General features: G+C 74.3%; 15 protein-coding genes. 9 read left to right on the top strand and 6 right to left on the bottom strand.

Annotated elements, in window-relative coordinates; all coding sequences use genetic code 11:
• Positions 1-109: 109 nt before the first annotated feature.
• The gene (locus ABT247_RS22480; RefSeq protein ID WP_350744856.1) at positions 110-1,171 is read right to left on the bottom strand and encodes an ATP-dependent DNA ligase; all 1,062 of its coding nucleotides are present in this window, start codon (positions 1,169-1,171) and stop codon (positions 110-112) included.
• Positions 1,172-1,237: 66 nt separating this feature from the next.
• On the opposite strand from ABT247_RS22480, the gene ligD reads away from it, so the two are divergent.
• A complete protein-coding gene (gene ligD, locus ABT247_RS22475; protein ID WP_350744854.1) occupies positions 1,238-2,245 on the top strand; it encodes a non-homologous end-joining DNA ligase in 1,008 nt (335 codons plus the stop codon).
• 199 nt (positions 2,246-2,444) lie between these two features.
• On the top strand, positions 2,445-3,095 hold the full coding sequence (locus ABT247_RS22470) for a GNAT family N-acetyltransferase (RefSeq protein ID WP_350744852.1): 651 nt from the start codon (positions 2,445-2,447) through the stop codon (positions 3,093-3,095).
• Positions 3,096-3,107: 12 nt separating this feature from the next.
• Here ABT247_RS22470 and ABT247_RS22465 read toward each other — a convergent pair whose 3' ends face one another.
• Entirely contained in the window at positions 3,108-3,596 is a 489-nt protein-coding gene (locus tag ABT247_RS22465) for a hypothetical protein (protein WP_350744851.1), read from the bottom strand.
• Between the two features lie 40 nt (positions 3,597-3,636).
• Positions 3,637-4,836 carry an 8-amino-7-oxononanoate synthase gene (locus tag ABT247_RS22460; RefSeq protein ID WP_350744849.1) on the bottom strand — a complete coding sequence of 400 codons (1,200 nt, stop codon included), beginning with the start codon at positions 4,834-4,836 and terminating at the stop codon, positions 3,637-3,639.
• 171 nt (positions 4,837-5,007) lie between these two features.
• On the opposite strand from ABT247_RS22460, the gene ABT247_RS22455 reads away from it, so the two are divergent.
• Positions 5,008-7,500, top strand: coding sequence for a DEAD/DEAH box helicase (locus ABT247_RS22455; RefSeq protein ID WP_392902230.1), 2,493 nt, complete (start codon positions 5,008-5,010; stop codon positions 7,498-7,500).
• A gap of 79 nt (positions 7,501-7,579) precedes the next feature.
• Here the strand turns inward: ABT247_RS22455 and ABT247_RS22450 are convergent, their stop codons facing one another.
• On the bottom strand, positions 7,580-8,437 hold the full coding sequence (locus ABT247_RS22450) for a hypothetical protein (RefSeq protein ID WP_350744846.1): 858 nt from the start codon (positions 8,435-8,437) through the stop codon (positions 7,580-7,582).
• A gap of 247 nt (positions 8,438-8,684) precedes the next feature.
• On the opposite strand from ABT247_RS22450, the gene bioB reads away from it, so the two are divergent.
• From bioB to ABT247_RS22425, 5 genes are all read left to right on the top strand, one after another.
• Complete coding sequence (bioB, locus tag ABT247_RS22445) at positions 8,685-9,908, top strand: biotin synthase BioB (RefSeq protein WP_350744844.1); 1,224 nt, start codon at positions 8,685-8,687, stop codon at positions 9,906-9,908.
• Between the two features lie 17 nt (positions 9,909-9,925).
• Positions 9,926-11,230: an adenosylmethionine--8-amino-7-oxononanoate transaminase gene (locus ABT247_RS22440; protein ID WP_350744842.1), complete on the top strand. Its 1,305-nt coding sequence runs from the start codon at positions 9,926-9,928 to the stop codon at positions 11,228-11,230.
• A complete protein-coding gene (bioD, locus tag ABT247_RS22435) occupies positions 11,227-11,985 on the top strand; it encodes a dethiobiotin synthase (protein ID WP_350744840.1) in 759 nt (252 codons plus the stop codon). The genes ABT247_RS22440 and bioD overlap by 4 nt, the downstream gene beginning before the upstream one ends.
• Positions 11,986-12,039: 54 nt before the next feature.
• A complete protein-coding gene (locus ABT247_RS22430; protein ID WP_350744838.1) occupies positions 12,040-12,486 on the top strand; it encodes a hypothetical protein in 447 nt (148 codons plus the stop codon).
• A gap of 259 nt (positions 12,487-12,745) precedes the next feature.
• Positions 12,746-12,892: a hypothetical protein gene (locus ABT247_RS22425; RefSeq protein WP_350744836.1), complete on the top strand. Its 147-nt coding sequence runs from the start codon at positions 12,746-12,748 to the stop codon at positions 12,890-12,892.
• Between the two features lie 391 nt (positions 12,893-13,283).
• Here the strand turns inward: ABT247_RS22425 and ABT247_RS22420 are convergent, their stop codons facing one another.
• Positions 13,284-14,282 (bottom strand): ArsR/SmtB family transcription factor, encoded by a 999-nt coding sequence (locus ABT247_RS22420; protein WP_350744834.1) that lies wholly within the window; start codon positions 14,280-14,282, stop codon positions 13,284-13,286.
• A gap of 463 nt (positions 14,283-14,745) precedes the next feature.
• Here ABT247_RS22420 and ABT247_RS22415 point away from each other — a divergent pair, with 463 nt between their 5' ends.
• Entirely contained in the window at positions 14,746-16,182 is a 1,437-nt protein-coding gene (locus ABT247_RS22415; RefSeq protein ID WP_350744832.1) for an aminopeptidase P family protein, read from the top strand.
• 36 nt (positions 16,183-16,218) lie between these two features.
• On the opposite strand, the gene ABT247_RS22410 is transcribed toward ABT247_RS22415, so the two are convergent.
• Positions 16,219-16,656 carry a GNAT family N-acetyltransferase gene (locus ABT247_RS22410; RefSeq protein WP_350744830.1) on the bottom strand — a complete coding sequence of 146 codons (438 nt, stop codon included), beginning with the start codon at positions 16,654-16,656 and terminating at the stop codon, positions 16,219-16,221.
• Positions 16,657-16,885 lie beyond the last annotated feature (229 nt).

The following is a 16,885-nucleotide window of genomic DNA, read 5'->3' as shown; positions in this document are numbered from 1 at the left end:
CGTCGGCATGACCGGGTACCACGACTACAGCGCCGAGGACGAGTCCGTGGAGATCGGCGGCACCCTGTACGCCCGCTCGGCCTGGCGCACGGCGGCCGAGGCGCGCGGATCAGCTGCCGAGCACCTCGCGGAGGTCGTACGAGACCGGCTCCTCCAGCTGCGCGTAGGTGCAGCTCTCCGGCGTGCGGTCCGGCCGCCAGCGGCGGAACTGCGCGGTGTGCCGGAAGCGGGTGCCCTCCATGTGGTCGTACGCGACCTCGACCACCCGCTCGGGGCGCAGCGCGATCCAGGACAGGTCCTTCCCGCCGGTCCAGCGGCTGACCGCGCCCGGCAGCCGGCCCTCGGCGTGCGCGGCCTCCTCCGCCCAGGCCGCCCAGGGGTGGGCGGACAGGTCGTCCATGCGCAGCGGGGCGAGTTCCTCCGCCAGTTCGCGGCGGCGGGCCATCGAGAAGGCCGCGCAGACGCCGACGTGCTGGAGCCTCCCGCCGTCGTCGAAGATGCCGAGCAGCAGCGAGCCGACCACCGGGCCGCTCTTGTGCTCGCGGTAGCCGGCCACCACGCAGTCGGCGGTGCGCTCGTGCTTGACCTTGAACATCGTCCGCTCCCCCGGCCGGTACGGCTGGTCCAGCGGCTTGGCCACCACCCCGTCCAGCCCGGCGCCCTCGTACTCGGCGAACCAGGACCGGGCGACCTCGCGGTCGGTGGAGGCGGGCGCGGTGAACACCGGGTCGCCCGCGCCGGCGAGCGCCGCCTCCAGGGCCGGACGGCGCACCGACAGGGGCTCGTCCACCAGGGAGTCGTCACCCAGGGCGAGCAGGTCGAAGGCCACGAAGGAGGCCGGGGTCTGCTCGGCGAGCAGCTTCACCCGGCTCGCCGCCGGGTGGATCCGCTCCAACAGCTCCTCGAAGCGCAGCCGCCCGTCCCGGGCGATCACCACCTCGCCGTCCAGCACGCAGCGGGGCGGCAGCTCCCGCCGGAACGCCTCGACCAGCTCGGGGAAGTACCTGGTCAGCGGCTTGCCGGTACGACTGCCGAGCTCGACCTCGGCACCGTCGCGGAACACGATGGTGCGAAAGCCGTCCCACTTGGCCTCGTACTGCATCCCCGACGGGATCTCGGCCACCGACTTGGCGAGCATCGGCGCCACCGGCGGCATCACGGGCAGGTCCATGCGTCCGATCCTCGCCCGGTTCGCCCCGGGGCGCGCGCCGGGCGCGGCGCGCTTAGCGTGTGACACATGGGCTCAGCCGTGGAACTGGAAGTCGCCGGGCGGACCGTCCGGCTGTCGAACCCGGACAAGGTGTACTACCCCGAGCGCGGCTTCACCAAGCTCGATGTCGCCCAGTACTACCTGGCCGTCGCCGACGGGGTGCTGCGCGGCCTGCGGGACCGGCCGACCACGCTCCAGCGCTTCCCCGAGGGCGTCGACGGCGAGTTCTTCTACCAGAAACGCGCGCCCAAGGGCCTGCCGGAGTGGCTGCCCACCGCCCGGATCAACTTCCCCAGCGGCCGCTCCGCCGACGAGATCTGCCCCACCGAACCGGCCGCCGTGCTGTGGGCGGCCAACCTGGGCTGCCTCACCTTCCACCCGTGGCCGGTGCGGCGCACCGACACCGACCACGTGGACGAACTGCGGATCGACCTCGACCCGCAGCCGGGCACCGACTTCCGCGACGCCGTCCGCGCCGCCCACGAACTGCGCGGACTGCTGGAGGAGTACGGGCTGCGCGGCTGGCCCAAGTCCTCCGGCGGGCGCGGCCTGCACGTCTACGTCCCGCTGGTACCCGAGTGGACCTTCACCGACGGACGGCACGCGGTGATCGCCCTCGGCCGGGTGCTGGAACAGCGGATGCCCGGGGCGGTCACCACGGCCTGGTGGAAGGAGGAACGCGGCGAGCGGATCTTCGTCGACTACAACCAGATGGCCCGCGACCGCACCATCGCCTCCGCCTACTCCCTGCGCGCCCGCCCGCGCGCCACCGCCTCCACCCCGCTGCGCTGGGAGGAACTGGACGACGCCTCCCCCGAGGACTTCGACCTGCGCACCGTCCCCGCCCGCTTCGCCGAACTCGGGGACCTCAACGCGGAGATGGAGCAGCACGCGTTCCGGCTGGACGCGGTGCTGGAGCTCTACGCCAAGCAGCTGCGCGACGAGGGCCTCGGCGAACTCCCCTACCCGCCCGACCACCCCAAGGCCGAGGGCGAGCCCACCCGCGTCCAGCCCAGCCGGGCCCGCAGGAAGTGACGCCCGGCGGGGCGTACCCGGTGCCGGCGCTGCCCGGGCCCACGCCTCCGGCGGCCGCCGTTCCGGCGCCACTCGCTCGTCCACCGCGCGTTCCTGCCCGTCCCACCGCGCGTACCTGCCCGTCCCACCGCGCGTACCTGCCCCTCCACCGGGCGACGTAGGCTGGCGCCCCGATGGACGGGCGCGGACGGAGGCGCGGATGGGCGTGCGGGGGCTGGCGGAGATCCTGACGGACGCGGCGGGCGGGTTGTTCCCGCCGGCGGACGGCTCGGTGACGGTGGTGCCGCAGCCGTCGCCGCGCGAGGCCGGGGTGGTGTCCTTCGCCGCCCACGCCGTGGTCTTCACCGACGAGGACCCGGCCTGGGTGCACGAGACGCTCGCCGCCGTGCCCGGCGACCCGCTGTCCGCGCCGCTCTGCCCGCACTTCCTCACCGCCTTCGCCGCACTCACCGGCCGCACCGTCAACAACATCGACCTGCTGACGGTCGCCGCCCGCCTCCCGGGCGAGCCGCCCCTGCCGCTGGCCGAGGTCCGGGACCGCTCGCACCCCCGGGTGGCCCGGGCGCTGCGCTACCGCGAGGACGTCCGGGTCTTCACCACCGACGGCGGCGTGCTGATCCTCGGCCGCGGCGTGGCCGGCCGCTGGGAGTGCGCCGTCGAGGTCGACCCCGACGCCCGGACCCGCGGCCTCGGCCGCGCCCTCGCCACCGCGGCCCGCCACCTCCTCCCCGAGGGCAGCGCCCTCTGGGCCCAGCAGGCCCCCGGCAACGCCCCCAGCGTCCGCGCCTTCCAGGCCGCCGGCTACCGCCCGGTCGGCGCGGAGGCCCTGCTGGTACCGGGGCAGCCGTAGGGGCCGAGGGGGTCATCCGGCCGGCGGGCTCCCCAGCACGCGGACCCGGCCGACCTCGTGGTCGTACTCGAGGAACGGCGACCGCGTGTCGCCCTCGAAGTACACCGGCACGGACGTGCCGAGCCGCTGCCCGATCTCGGTCAGGAATGCGCAGAGAACGTCGAGACGCTCCTGACCCCGGAGCTCCCGGAGGTCGAGGTCGGAGTCGATCTGCTCCTCGGCGAGGAACCGGACGACGGCGCAGATCTCCGGCTCCGGCCGCACCCTCAGGTTCGGGGACGAGGCGCCGGGCGGCCGCGACAGTACGGCCTCGGCCCGGGGCAGCGGTTCCACGCAGCAGTCCGTGGTGTACTCGAACGCCCAGCCCCGCTCCACGACCAGGTCGAGCACGGACTGCCGGTCCGCCGTCGTCGTGCCCTCGATGTGGACATCGGGCAGGTATGCCCCGTCGGACGGATCGAGGAGCCACGCGACGTGGTCGTCCCGGAGCAGATCAGCCATGCGGTCATCGTGCCCTGGCAGGCCACCTGTCGCCGAGAGGTCATTCGCCGCGCGCGCCCGGCGGGGCGAGGTCCGCGATGGTCCGGGCGGCGTCCGCGATCTGGCTGTCCGTCAGGTCGCCGCGGGCCGTCAGGCGGAGCCTGCTGATGCCGTCCGGGACGGACGGGGGGCGGAAGCAGCCGACGGCGAGGCCGGCGCGGCGGCAGTCGGCGGCCCAGGCGACGGCGGAGTCCGGGCCCGGAGCGCGGACGGAGACCACGGCGGCGTCCGGCTCGGAGGCGCGGAGCCCGAGTGCGGTGAGCCGGGCGGCGAGGGTGAGGGCGACCTCGCGGGTGCGGTCGGCGCGCTGCGGCTCGGCGCGCAGCAGGCGCAGGGCGGCGAGGGCGGCGCCGGCGGCGGCGGGGGCGAGGCCGGTGTCGAAGATGAAGGTCCGGGCGGTCTCGGTGAGGTGCCGGATCACCCGGCGCGGGCCGAGGACGGCGCCGCCCTGGGCGCCGAGCGACTTGGAGAGGGTGACGGTGGCGACGGTGTCGGGTGCGCCGGCGAGCCCGGCGGCGGCCAGCGCGCCCCGGCCGCCGGGGCCGAGGACGCCCAGCCCGTGCGCGTCGTCGACCAGCAGTGCGGCGCCGTGGGCGCGGACGGCCCGGGACAGCTCGGGCAGCGGCGCGGCGTCGCCGTCCACCGAGAACACCGAGTCCGTGACGGTGAGCGCCCGCCGCTGCGTCCGTGCGGCCAGCACCTCGGCGACGGCCGCCGGATCGCTGTGCGGGGCCCGGTGGACGTCGGACCGGGAGAGGCGGCAGCCGTCGATCAGCGAGGCGTGGTTGTAGGCGTCCGACACGATGAGCGTGTCCGGGTCGGTGAGCGCGGTGAGCGCGGCCAGGTTGGCGGTGTAGCCGGAGGAGAACACCAGCGCCGCCTCGACTCCGCAGAACTCGGCGAGCTCCTCCTCGAGTTCGGTGTGCAGCGCGGTCGTCCCCGTCACCAGCCGCGAGCCCGTCGATCCCCCGCCCCACCGCAGGGCGGCCTCCGCCGCCGCCCGGGTCACGACCGGGTGCCGGGTGAGCCCCAGGTAGTCGTTCCCGGCGAGGTCCAGCACCCCGTCCTCGGCCGCCCTGCTGCGCAGGGTGCGGGTCAGCCCGGCGTCGGCGCGCAGCGCGGCGGCCTCGTCCAGCCAGTCGAAGACCTGTGCCGGGGCGAGGTCGGCGGCGGGCGGTTCGGGCATGAGGGGGAGGGTCATGCCCGGCACTCTGGCACGCCCCGGGAACGGCGGGCAATGTGCCACTCGGCACATGATCGGCGCGGTCGGCTGGCCGGTCGTGACAACGCCGACGCTGCCCGCGGCCGGTCCGAGGCTTTGCCCGGGGGTGCGGCGAGCAGGCAAGATAGCCGGGTGACCCTCCTTGAGCTGATGCCGAAGCCCGCCACGCCCGACGCGCTGTACGAGACGTTCGCAGCCTGGGCGGAGGAGCGTGGGATCACGCTGTACCCGGCTCAGGAGGAGGCGCTGATCGAGCTGGTGTCCGGGAACAACGTGATCCTGGCGACGCCGACCGGCTCGGGCAAGAGCCTGGTGGCGGCGGGCGCGCACTTCGCGGCGCTGGCCGAGGGGCAGCGGACCTTCTACACCGCCCCGATCAAGGCGCTGGTCTCGGAGAAGTTCTTCGACCTGGTGAAGATGTTCGGCACCGAGCAGGTCGGCATGATGACCGGCGACGCCAGCGTCAACCCGACCGCGCCGATCATCTGCTGCACGGCCGAGGTGCTGGCCCAGATCGCGCTGCGGGACGGCGCGCGGGCGGACATCGGCCAGGTGGTCATGGACGAGTTCCACTTCTACGCGGAGCCGGACCGCGGCTGGGCCTGGCAGATCCCGCTGCTGGAGCTGCCGCAGGCGCAGTTCCTGCTGATGTCGGCGACCCTCGGCGACGTCCGCCGCTTCGAGGAGGACCTGACCCGCCGCACCGGGCGCCCGACCACCGTGGTGCGCAACGCGACCCGGCCGGTGCCGCTGTTCTACGAGTACCGCCGCACCACCATGCACGACACCCTGGAGGAGCTGCTGCAGACCGGCCAGGCGCCGGTCTACGTGGTGCACTTCACCCAGAAGGAGGCGGTGGAGCGGGCGCAGTCGCTGATGAGCATCAACATGTGCTCGAAGGCGGAGAAGGACGCCATCGCCGAGCTGATCGGCAACTTCCGCTTCACCACCAAGTTCGGCCGCAACCTGTCCCGCTACGTGCGCCACGGCATCGGCGTGCACCACGCGGGGATGCTGCCGAAGTACCGCCGGCTGGTCGAACGCCTCGCCCAGGCGGGCCTGTTGAAGGTCATCTGCGGTACCGACACGCTCGGCGTCGGCGTCAACGTGCCGATCCGCACGGTGCTGTTCACCGCGCTGTCGAAGTACGACGGGCAGCGCGTGCGCATCCTGCGTGCCCGCGAGTTCCACCAGATCGCCGGGCGGGCCGGCCGGGCCGGCTTCGACACCGTCGGCCAGGTGGTGGCGCAGGCGCCGGAGCACGTGATCGAGAACGACAGGGCGATCGCCAAGGCCGGGGACGACCCGAAGAAGAAGCGCAAGGTCGTCCGGAAGAAGGCGCCGGAGGGCTTCGTCGGCTGGACCGAGGAGACCTTCGAGAAGCTGATCGCCGCCGATCCGGAGCCGCTGGTCTCCCGGTTCAAGGTGAGCCACGCGATGCTGCTGTCGGTGATCGGCCGCCCGGGGAACGCCTTCGAGGCGATGCGCAAGCTGCTCACCGACAACCACGAGGACCGGGCCGCACAGCGCCGCCACATCCGCACCGCGATCGCCATCTACCGGTCGCTGCTGGAGGGCGGCGTGGTGGAGCGCCTGCCGGAGCCGGACTCCGAGGGCCGGATCGTCCGGCTCACCCTGGACCTCCAGGAGAACTTCGCGCTCAACCAGCCGCTGTCCACCTTCGCGCTGGCCGCCTTCGACCTGCTCGACCCGACCTCGCCGTCCTTCGCGCTGGACGTCATCTCGGTGGTCGAGGCGACCCTCGACGACCCGCGCCAGATCCTCGCCGCGCAGCAGAACAAGGCGCGCGGCGAGGCCGTCGGCGAGATGAAGCGGGACGGCGTCGAGTACGAGGAGCGGATGGAGCGGCTCCAGGAGATCACCTACCCGAAGCCGCTGGAGGAACTGCTCACCCACGCCTACGACGTGTACCGCCGGGCGCACCCGTGGATCGGCGACCACCAGCTCCAGCCGAAGTCGGTGGTCCGCGACCTGTACGAGCGGGCGATGACCTTCTCGGACTACGTCGGCTTCTACGAGCTGGCGCGCACCGAGGGCATCGTGCTGCGCTACCTGGCCGGCGCGTACAAGGCGCTGGAGCAGACCGTCCCCGAGGACGTGAAGACGGACGACCTCAAGGACGTCATCGCCTGGCTCGGCGAGCTGGTCCGCCAGGTCGACTCCAGCCTGCTGGACGAGTGGGAGCAGCTGGCCAACCCGACCGGCCCGGCCGCGCCCGAGGTCACGCTGGACGACAAGCCGGCGCCGGTCACGGCGAACGCCCGCGCCTTCCGGGTGCTGGTGCGCAACGAGATGTTCCGCCGGGTCGAGCTGTGCGCGCTGGAGCACTACGAGGAACTCGGCGAGCTGGACGGCGAGTACGGCTGGGACGCGGACCGCTGGGCGGACGCCATGGACGGGTACTGGGAGGAGTACGACGACCTCGGCACCGGCCCGGACGCGCGCGGCCCCAAGATGCTGATCATCGAGGAGGAGGACTCCGCCTGGAAGGTCCGGCAGATCTTCGACGACCCGGAGGGCGACCACGACTGGGGCATCAGCGCGGAGGTCGACCTGTACGGCTCGGACGAGGAGGGCCGGGCGGTCCTGCGGGTCACGGCGGTGGACCGGCTCGGCGGCTGACCGCCCGTCAGGGGCGGGAGCGGGCCCGGCGGTTGCCGGGCCCCCCGTCCGTCCGCCGGGCCCGCCCGGCGGCCGCCGGTCACATCCACATGAAGGGCTGGCCGACCGCGTTGGAGAGGGCGCGGGTGACCTCGTCCAGGTTCTGCTCCCCGCCGGCCCCCGACGCGGTCGGCGCGGGGACGGGGGCGGTCGCGGCGCCCGTGCCGGCGGAGCCCGGGCGGCCGTCGGCGGCCCGCGAGCTGGTGACGGTCACGTAGTGGCCGACCGCCTCGACCCGCGCCTCGCCGGGGGCCTTGGCGGAGGCGGACGGCGCGGGCGCGGCGGAGGCGTCGGCGAGGATGAAGGCGACGGCACCGGGCTTGGCGCGCAGGGCGTCGGCGGCCTTGGCGGCGGAGGCCTGGTCGGCGAAGCGCAGCAGGGTGACGCTGCTGAGCACCGGGCGGTCGACACCGGTGAAGCTGACGGTCAGGTAGGCCTGGCAGCCGCTCTCCCGGAACAGTTCCTGAGTGCGGTCCTGGAGGACCTCGGCGCAGTTCTCGCCCTGCCGGATGCCGTTGCGCCGGGCCTTGTACCCGGCGGCCTCCAGCGGCCGCTGGGCGGGGAAGAGGTTGTCGGCGTTGAGGCCCTCGGGGTCGGTGGACGGCGGCGGCGGGCCCACCACCGGGGGCGTCCTGGCCGCGTCCTTGCTGGACGGGCCGAGGCCGGGTATGTAGTCGCCGGGCATCGGGCGGGTGATGATCCATCCGCCGGCCGCGACCACGCCGACCATGACGACCCAGCCGACCGCGCGACGGCCGGTCAGCCGCCGGCCGCGCCTGCGCTCCGCCACCGCGGCCGCAGTCGCCCCCGCCGGACCGGCGCCCACGCCGGTCCGCTGTCCTGCCCGGCCGTCCTGGCCCTCTCCCGGAGTCGGGGTGCGCTCCCCCTGCGTGGTCATGGCGCAGATTCTAAGCACCCGGCCGGTGGCCCGGATCACGGGGTCCGCGGTTGTCGATCTTCCTTCGGGCCGGGGCTCGCCGCCGCCTTCCCTACTCTGCGGTAACCTCAGCCTCCGGCCGCCGTCAAGCTCGTGACCAGCCTCGACGCCGTGAGCTACGACACTGTGGCAATCGGCACATCCTTCCGGGGATCTTCTGGTGGGTTTGCTCTGGCGCCATTCGAGCGGCAGCAGGCAGGATCGGCCCATGGATCTGCTCGATACCCTCACCGCCAAGGGCCTGCGCGGCGAAATCCCGACCCGCGAGGAGGCACTGGCCGTCCTCGCCACCAGCGACGACGAGCTGCTCGACGTGGTCGCCGCGGCCGGCAAGGTGCGCCGCCGCTGGTTCGGCCGCCGGGTCAAGCTCAACTACCTGGTGAACCTCAAGAGCGGCCTCTGTCCGGAGGACTGCTCCTACTGCTCCCAGCGGCTGGGGTCCAAGGCCGAGATCCTCAAGTACACCTGGCTCAAGCCCGACCAGGCCGCGGACGCCGCCCGCGCCGGGGTGGCCGGCGGCGCCAAGCGGGTCTGCCTGGTCGCCAGCGGGCGCGGGCCGACGGACCGTGACATCGACCGGGTCACCGACACCATGGCCGCCATCAAGGAGGCCGACCCCCAGGTCGAGATCTGCGTCTGCCTCGGCCTGCTCTCCGACAACCAGGCCGAGCGGCTCAAGGCGGCCGGCGCCGACGCCTACAACCACAACCTCAACACCTCCGAGGGCACCTACGGCGACATCACCACCACCCACACCTACGCGGACCGGGTGGACACCGTGCAGAAGGCCCACGGCGCCGGGCTGTCCGCCTGCTCCGGCCTGATCGCCGGCATGGGCGAGAGCGACGAGGACCTGGTCGACGTCGTCTTCGCGCTGCGCGAGCTGGGCTCGGACTCCGTCCCCGTCAACTTCCTCATCCCCTTCGAGGGCACCCCGCTGGCCAAGGAGTGGAACCTCACCCCGCAGCGCTGCCTGCGCATCCTGGCGATGGTCCGCTTCGTCAACCCGGACACCGAGGTGCGGATCGCCGGCGGGCGCGAGGTCCACCTGCGCTCGATGCAGCCGCTCGGCCTGCACATCGCCAACTCCATCTTCCTGGGCGACTACCTGACCAGCGAGGGCCAGGCCGGACAGGCCGACCTCGACATGATCAAGGACGCCGGCTTCGAGGTCGAGGGCGCCGGCGAGGCCACCCTGCCCCGCCACCGCGCCGACGTCGCGGCGGCCGCCGCCGGCTCCTGCGGCACTGCGGCCTCGGCCTGCGGCGGCGGCGGCTGCGGACCGTGCGGCGGGCACGCCCACACCCCGGAGGCCGAGGCGGCACCCGCCGCGCAGGCCCCCACCGCCGAAGGCGCGGCCGACGAGCTGCGCAGCGACCTGGTCAAGGTCCGCCGCCGCGGCGCCGGCACCGAACTCGCCCCCAACGCCTGACCCGGAGAGATCCCACCATGTCCCAGCTGTCCACGGACACGCTGCTCGCCCTGGACCGGGCCCACGTCTGGCACCCGTACGGGCCGATGCCCGGCACCGCCACCCCGTACGTGGTCGAGTCCGCCTCCGGCGTCCGGCTGCGCCTGGCCGAGCCGGTCGCTGGCGGCCGGCGCGAGCTGGTCGACGGGATGTCGTCCTGGTGGGCGGCGATCCACGGCTACCGGCACCCGGTCCTGGACGAGGCGGTGCGCGAGCAGCTGGGACGGATGAGCCACGTGATGTTCGGCGGGCTCACCCACGAGCCCGCCGTCCGGCTGGCGGCCAAACTGGTCGAGATCACCCCGGAGCCGCTGCGGCACGTCTTCCTCGCCGACTCGGGCTCGGTCTCCGTCGAGGTCGCGATCAAGATGTGCCTGCAGTACTGGCAGTCGACCGGCCGCCCGGCCAAGCGCCGCCTGCTCACCTGGCGCGGCGGCTACCACGGCGACACCTTCCACCCGATGTCGGTCTGCGACCCGGACGGCGGGATGCACCACCTGTGGGGCGGAGTGCTGCCCGGGCAGCTCTTCGCACCGCAGCCGCCGGCCGGCTTCGACGCCCCGCTCGACCCCGGGTACGCCGCGCGGTTCGAGGAGCTGATGGCCCGCCACGCCGACGAGCTGGCGGCCGTCATCGTCGAGCCGGTGGTCCAGGGCGCCGGCGGGATGCGGTTCCACTCCCCCGCGTACCTGCGCATGCTGCGCGAACTCTGCGACCGCCACGGCGTGCTGCTGGTCTTCGACGAGATCGCCACCGGCTTCGGCCGCAGCGGAGCCCTGTTCGCCGCCGACCACGCCGGCGTCTCCCCGGACGTGATGTGCCTGGGCAAGGCCCTCACCGGCGGCTACCTCACCCTCGCCGCCACCCTGTGCACCGCCGAGGTCGCCGACGGCATCAGCCGCGGCGAGATGCCCGTCCTCGCCCACGGGCCCACGTTCATGGGCAACCCGCTGGCCTGCGCGGTCGCCAACGCCTCGCTGGACCTGCTGCTCGGGCACGACTGGGAGGTCCGGGTCAAGCGGGTCGAGGCGGGCCTGCGGGAGGGCCTGGCGGCAGCCGCCGAGGTGCCGGGCGTCCTGGACGTCCGCGTCCAGGGGGCCATCGGCGTGGTGCAGTTGGACCACCCGGTGGACGTCGCGGCCGCCACCGAGGCGGCGGCGCGCGAAGGCGTCTGGCTGCGGCCCTTCCGGGACCTGCTCTACACGATGCCCCCCTATGTGACGGAGGACGAGGACGTGGCACGGATCGCTGCCGCAGTGACCGCCGCGGCGGTGGCCGGATGAGCGCGCGCATCCTGTTCGTGACCGGCACCAACACCGACGTCGGCAAGACCGTCGCGACCGCGGCGCTCGCCTCGGCGGCCCTGCGGGCCGGCCTGAAGGTCGCCGTCCTCAAGCCCGGGCAGACCGGCGTGGCGCCGGGCGAGCCCGGCGACGCCGCCGAAGTGCGGCGTCTGGCAGGGGAGCTGACGGTCCGCGAGCTGGTCCGCTACCCGGAGCCGCTGGCCCCCGACACGGCCGCCCGGCGGGCCGCGATGCCGTACCTGTCCCCGGCCGAGGTGGTGGCCGAGGTCGCCGGGCTCGCCGCCACCCACGATCTGGTCCTGGTCGAGGGGGCGGGCGGCCTGCTGGTCCGCTACGACGACGAGGGCCGCACCCTCGCCGACCAGGCCCGGGCCGTACTCGACGCCGGACTGCCCGCCGAGGTGCTGCTCATCGCGTCCGCCGGACTCGGCACCCTCAACATCGTCGCGCTCACCGCCGAGGCCCTCGCCGCCCGCGAACTCCCCCTCGCCGGCGTGGTCATCGGCTCCTGGCCCGCCGCCCCCGGCCTCGCCGAACGCTGCAACCTCGCCGACCTGCCGCGCTCGGCCGGCGCCCCGCTGCTCGGCGCCCTGCCCGAACGCGCGGGCGCCGCCGAGGACTTCGCCGCCCTCGCGGCCGCCTCGCTCGCCCCCGAGCTCGGCGGCAGCTGGGACGCGGAGCACTTCGCACACGTCCACCGGCCGGATCCGCCCCGGCTTCGCTCGATGGTGTGAAGCCCGGGCCGGAACGGCGCACGGCGCGGCCACCGGCTCAATACCGTTGCCTGCATGACAGACGGGCTGACCGTGGACGAGGCCCTGCGGGCCCTGGCCGCCCTGGAGGCGGCGTGGAAGGACGACGACGAGGCGCTGTCCGCCCTTGCGGCGGGCACGGCCCGTGAGCGAGCGCTGCCGGAGCTGGTCGCCGCGTACGGCGAGCACGCGATGGACACGCTGATGGCCCTGGCCTTCGGCCTGCGGTCCAGCATGAGCGACGAGGAGATCGCCGAACTGTCGGACGCCGTCAGCGCCAACATCGGCGCCCGGATGAGCGCCCTGCTCACCCAGACCCTCAAGGCCTGGGGCACGGTCGCCGCCCCGGACGACCTCAGGGTCACCAAGGTCATCGCCCACACCGTGATCGACGCCATGCGCGCCGTCACCGAGGACCCCAGCAAGACCGAGGTCCTCCCCCTGCTGGCCACCTTCCGCAGCTACGCCCTCAACGACAACTGAGGCGGGACGCCCGCGCCGGCGCCTGCCCGGCTCAGCCCAGTTCCAGCAGCCGGCGGGCAGTTCGCCGTCCAGCACCGCGCTGCGCGGCAGGGCGAGCCCGAAGCGGCGGCCGAGCACCTCCAGGCAGGTCCGGTGGACGTCGCGGTGCCCCCGCTCCGGGTCGGGCAGACCGGCGGCGGCCAGATCGGCCGTCACGGCGGCAGCGGTCTCCCGGTCGCCCTCCACCCCGGCGAAGCCCCAACTCGGTTCCAGATGGAGGTTGAAGGAGCACAGCGGCCGGCCGTCCCGCCAGGCGGCGAAGAACGGCGGCACCGGCTTGCCGTTCTCCTCCTCGAACTCGACGTGGAAGACCTCCGCGCCGCCGCGCGAGACGGACGGCGAGAGGCTCAGCCCGTCCTGCCAGTAGCCGTACGCGACGGCGAAGACGAGGTCGCCGGCCCGGCCGTGGCGCAGCGCCAGGTCGTCGAAGTCACCCGGGAAGCCGAGCCCGTGCTCCTCGATCAGGTCCTCGCCCGTGCACGGCCCCAACGGCCGCGCGGTGCACTGCGAAGAGGTGTTCTCGGCGATCCGGGCCACGAGCTCCTCCGGCTCCAGGCCCCGGGCCATGGTCACGCTGTACCCGCCGAAGGCGATCGACTGCGGCTCGGCGAGCCAGCTCAGGTTCTCCGTCATGGTCGTCATCCTGCCGCACACCGGTGACACGCCCGCGCTCCGCACCCCGCGGCGCCGGCCGGGTGCCGGCCCGCGGCACGCCGGCGCCCGGCGCCGCGGCGCGCGCCGCCCGGACGACGCGGGCGCTACCCGGCCCGCGCGGCGACCGGGTTGTCGAGCAGCAGGTCGTGCCCGACCTCGCTGAGGGCGTGCCGCACCTGCTTGCCCTGGCGCCGGGTGGTGATCAGCCCGGCGGCGCGCAGGGCGGCGGCGTGCGCGGAGGCGGACGGCGGGGTGATGCCGAGCCGCTGGGCGAGTTCGGTGGTGGAGCAGGAGCTGCCCGCGATGGTGCGCAGGACCCGGGCCCGGGCGGGGCCGAGGGCGGCGGCGAGGCCGTCGGCGATCGGGGCCCGGCTCGGGGGCTCGGCGGTCGGGGCGCCGAGGGGGTGCAGCAGGAGGCTCTGGCGGCCCGGTTCGGCCAGCAGGCTGATGCTCCGCTGGACGAAGTAGTTGGGCCGCAGCTCCAGGCCCCGGCCGCCCAGGTCGAAGGAGCCCTCCAGTTCGCCGAGGGTGCACTCCAGGACTCCCTCGTCCCGCCAGACCGCCTTCGGGTGGAGCGTGTTGAGCATCGCGCCGATCCCCGAGCGGGCGGCGGTGCGGGCGCGGACGGCGATGTCGGCCTCCAGGGCGCGCCGGATGTCGGGCCAGTCCGAGGCGAGGCAGGACCGGAACAGGGCCCAGGCGCCGTCGCTGACCTCGCGCAGGCCCCGGGCGCCGTCATCGCGCAACCGGGCCAGCGCGGTGGGGAGTTCGTTCCCGCTGCCGAACATCGCGACGTTCTCCTCGACGGCCTGCTGCGAGACGGAGAGGAGCGCGTCGAGCTCGTCGTTCAGCTGCCGGCGGACGGAGTCGAGGTCCGCCACCATGAAGTCCGGGACTCCGATCGGGCTCGCGTTGACCACGTCGAGGAAGCGTCGGGCCCGGTCGGGCACGTGGCGGCGGACGTCCCGCCACCAGCGCTCGCTGCGCGACCCGTTGCCCTGGTGCACCCCCGACCGGGCCGAGCCGGCCAGCAGGTGGTCGAGCGGCGAGATCACGAAGCGGGTGTTCGCAAGATCCGCGACCCCGAACCTCAGCGCGATCACAAGTCTTCCTCCCTATCCCCACAACCGCCTTGACCTGGCACGTTCTTGACTATTAGGCCCTGAGGCTAATGCATGGCCGCCCCGCCGCGGCGCTTGGCATGCTCTCTCTGGCCGGCACGGCGGAGACTCGCTCCGGCCCCCACCACGAGGGGAGTGGGGGCCGGAGCACGATCCCCGACCAGGAATCCGGCGGCCCGGAAGCGCGGCGCCTGCGGCGGACCGCCGCGGGACCAGCCCGGCGCCGTACGCCCTCCCCGGCCGCGACCGCCGCCGCGGCGCCCGCAGCGGATCGGCGGCGGGGACGCCCCGAGCGGATCCCCGGAGTCGTTCACGCTCGACCCCTTCTCTCCCGACACCGTTCGGTATACGGTGCAAAACGCTTGTTACGCACCCGGCGCGTCAGCGTAGCGAAGCTCGTCGCCTTCACCAGCCACGCTTCCACCAGCCACCAGGAGAGACGGCCATGTCCGAGCCCAACGAGCCCATCAAGTACCGCAAGAACGGCCTGACCCGCGGGGTCACCGAGGAACTGGCCGAGAGCATGAAGCAGGGCTGGGCCGACACCGAGCGCCTCGACCTGCAGCCGATACGGCAGGCCGCGCACACCGCGCGCCGCCGCGCCGCGCTGTCCGCCGCCTTCCCCGGCGAGCTGCTGGTGGTGCCGTCCGGCAACCCCAAGGTGCGGGCCAACGACACCGACTACCCGTTCCGCCCGTCCTCCGACTACGTCTACCTGACCGGCGACCAGTCCCAGGACGGCGTCCTGGTGTTGGAGCCGACCGGGGAGAGCGGCCACCGCGCCGTGGTGTACCTGCGGGACCGCTCGCGGACGGACAACGGCGAGTTCTGGCTGGACACCCACGGCGAGCTGTGGGACGGCCGCCGCAACAGCCTCACCGAGAGCGAGCGGCTGCTCGGCCTGCCCTGCCGGGACGTGCGCACGGTGCGCGCCGACCTGGCGGCGGCCGCCGGCCCGGTGCGGGTGCTGCGGGGGCACGACGCCGGGGTGGAGGCGGCCCTCGAGGGCCGGGCGGATGCCGGGAGGGACGCGGACTTCCAGGTCTTCCTGTCCGGAATGCGGCTGGTGAAGGACGAGTTCGAGATCGCCGAGCTGCGCTTCGCCTGCGACGCGACGGCGCGCGGCTTCGAGGACGTGGTGCGCGTCCTCGGCTCGGACGCCGCGACGCCGGAGCGGCTGATCGAGGGCACCTTCTTCGTCCGGGCCCGGCTGGAGGGCAACGACGTCGGCTACGGCACCATCGCCGCGGCCGGTCCGCACGCCACCACCCTGCACTGGGTGCGCAACGACGGCCGGGCCGAGCCGGGCGACCTGCTGCTGCTCGACGCGGGCGTGGAGACCAGGGAGCTGTACACCGCGGACGTGACCCGCACCCTGCCGGTCTCCGGCCGCTTCACCGACCTGCAGCGCAAGGTCTACGACGCGGTGTACGCGGCCCAGGAGGCGGGCATCGCGGCGGTGCGGCCCGGCGCCGACTTCCGCGACTTCCACCGTGCCGCGCAGCGCGAGCTCGCCGAACACCTCACCGCCTGGGGCCTGTTCGGCGACCTGACCGCCGACAAGGTGTACGAGCTGGGCCTGCACCGCCGCTTCACCCTGGCGGGCACCGGCCACATGCTCGGCATCGACGTCCACGACTGCGCCCACTCCCGCACCGAGGAGCACGTCGACGGGAAGCTGCTGCCGGGCATGGTGCTCACCGTCGAGCCGGGGCTCTACTTCCAGCCCAACGACCTGACGGTGCCGGAGGAGTACCGGGGCATCGGGGTGCGGATCGAGGACGACATCCTGGTCACCGAGGACGGCCACGAGAACCTCTCCGCGGCCCTGCCCCGCCGCTCCGACGAGGTCGAGGCCTGGCTGGCCCGGCTGCGCGGCTGACGGGGGCGGACGGACCCCGGCGCGGCGCCCCCGGGATCAGGCCGGCAGCGGCTTGACCCAGCGGCTCCACTGCGGTTCGGGCCGGTAGCCGGCCGCCTGCCAGGTGCGGTGGCCGAGGGCGTTGTCGTCCAGCACCATGGCGTCGGCCCGGCGGCCGCCGAGCGCGGTGAAGCGCTCCTCGGCGGCCGCCAGCAGCGCGGCGCCGATGCCCCGGCGGCGGTGGTCGGGGGCAACGGCGAGGCGGTACAGGTGGCAGCGCCAGCCGTCCCAGCCGGCGATCACGGTTCCGACCGGGGTGGCCGGGTCGTCGGCGGTGGTTGCGACGATCAGGCAGTCCGGGTCCCGGGCGAGCAGCGCCGCCACCCCTGCCTCGTCATCGGTGATGCTGGCGCCCTTGGCCGCGCGGGCCCAGAGGGCGAGCAGGGCGGGAACGTCGTCGGCGGTGGCGGTGCGGAGCACGATCCTGTCGGTCATGCGGGCCTGTCTAGCAGCAGCTTCGGCCGGCGCGCCGGGAATTCCGGGTCCTGGACGGCTCGCCGGCTCGTCGACCCGTCGGCCTGTCGACCCGCTGGCTGACGGCCGGCGGCTGCGATCCAGCAGCGGACCGGCAAGGACGCGCTGGCCGTCCCGGCCGTCCGACGCGCCCAGGTGCCGGTCGGCGAGCTGGCCTCGGCGCCGCTGCTGGTGCCCGAGACCTTGCCCG

Source organism: Kitasatospora sp. NPDC001539 (assembly GCF_040298565.1).
Lineage (GTDB): Bacteria > Actinomycetota > Actinomycetes > Streptomycetales > Streptomycetaceae > Kitasatospora.
The sequence above is the reverse complement of the archived record's forward strand: the minus strand, read 5'-3'. Positions and strand labels throughout refer to the sequence as shown.

Coding starts and splice junctions, on each gene's coding strand:
- ABT247_RS22480 (WP_350744856.1), bottom strand. CDS start 1,171: ATGGACCTGCCCGTGATGCCGCCGGTGGCGCCGATGCTCGCCAAGTCG.
- ligD (WP_350744854.1), top strand. CDS start 1,238: ATGGGCTCAGCCGTGGAACTGGAAGTCGCCGGGCGGACCGTCCGGCTG.
- ABT247_RS22470 (WP_350744852.1), top strand. CDS start 2,445: ATGGGCGTGCGGGGGCTGGCGGAGATCCTGACGGACGCGGCGGGCGGG.
- ABT247_RS22465 (WP_350744851.1), bottom strand. CDS start 3,596: ATGGCTGATCTGCTCCGGGACGACCACGTCGCGTGGCTCCTCGATCCG.
- ABT247_RS22460 (WP_350744849.1), bottom strand. CDS start 4,836: ATGACCCTCCCCCTCATGCCCGAACCGCCCGCCGCCGACCTCGCCCCG.
- ABT247_RS22455 (WP_392902230.1), top strand. CDS start 5,008: ATGCCGAAGCCCGCCACGCCCGACGCGCTGTACGAGACGTTCGCAGCC.
- ABT247_RS22450 (WP_350744846.1), bottom strand. CDS start 8,437: ATGACCACGCAGGGGGAGCGCACCCCGACTCCGGGAGAGGGCCAGGAC.
- bioB (WP_350744844.1), top strand. CDS start 8,685: ATGGATCTGCTCGATACCCTCACCGCCAAGGGCCTGCGCGGCGAAATC.
- ABT247_RS22440 (WP_350744842.1), top strand. CDS start 9,926: ATGTCCCAGCTGTCCACGGACACGCTGCTCGCCCTGGACCGGGCCCAC.
- bioD (WP_350744840.1), top strand. CDS start 11,227: ATGAGCGCGCGCATCCTGTTCGTGACCGGCACCAACACCGACGTCGGC.
- ABT247_RS22430 (WP_350744838.1), top strand. CDS start 12,040: ATGACAGACGGGCTGACCGTGGACGAGGCCCTGCGGGCCCTGGCCGCC.
- ABT247_RS22415 (WP_350744832.1), top strand. CDS start 14,746: ATGTCCGAGCCCAACGAGCCCATCAAGTACCGCAAGAACGGCCTGACC.
- ABT247_RS22410 (WP_350744830.1), bottom strand. CDS start 16,656: ATGACCGACAGGATCGTGCTCCGCACCGCCACCGCCGACGACGTTCCC.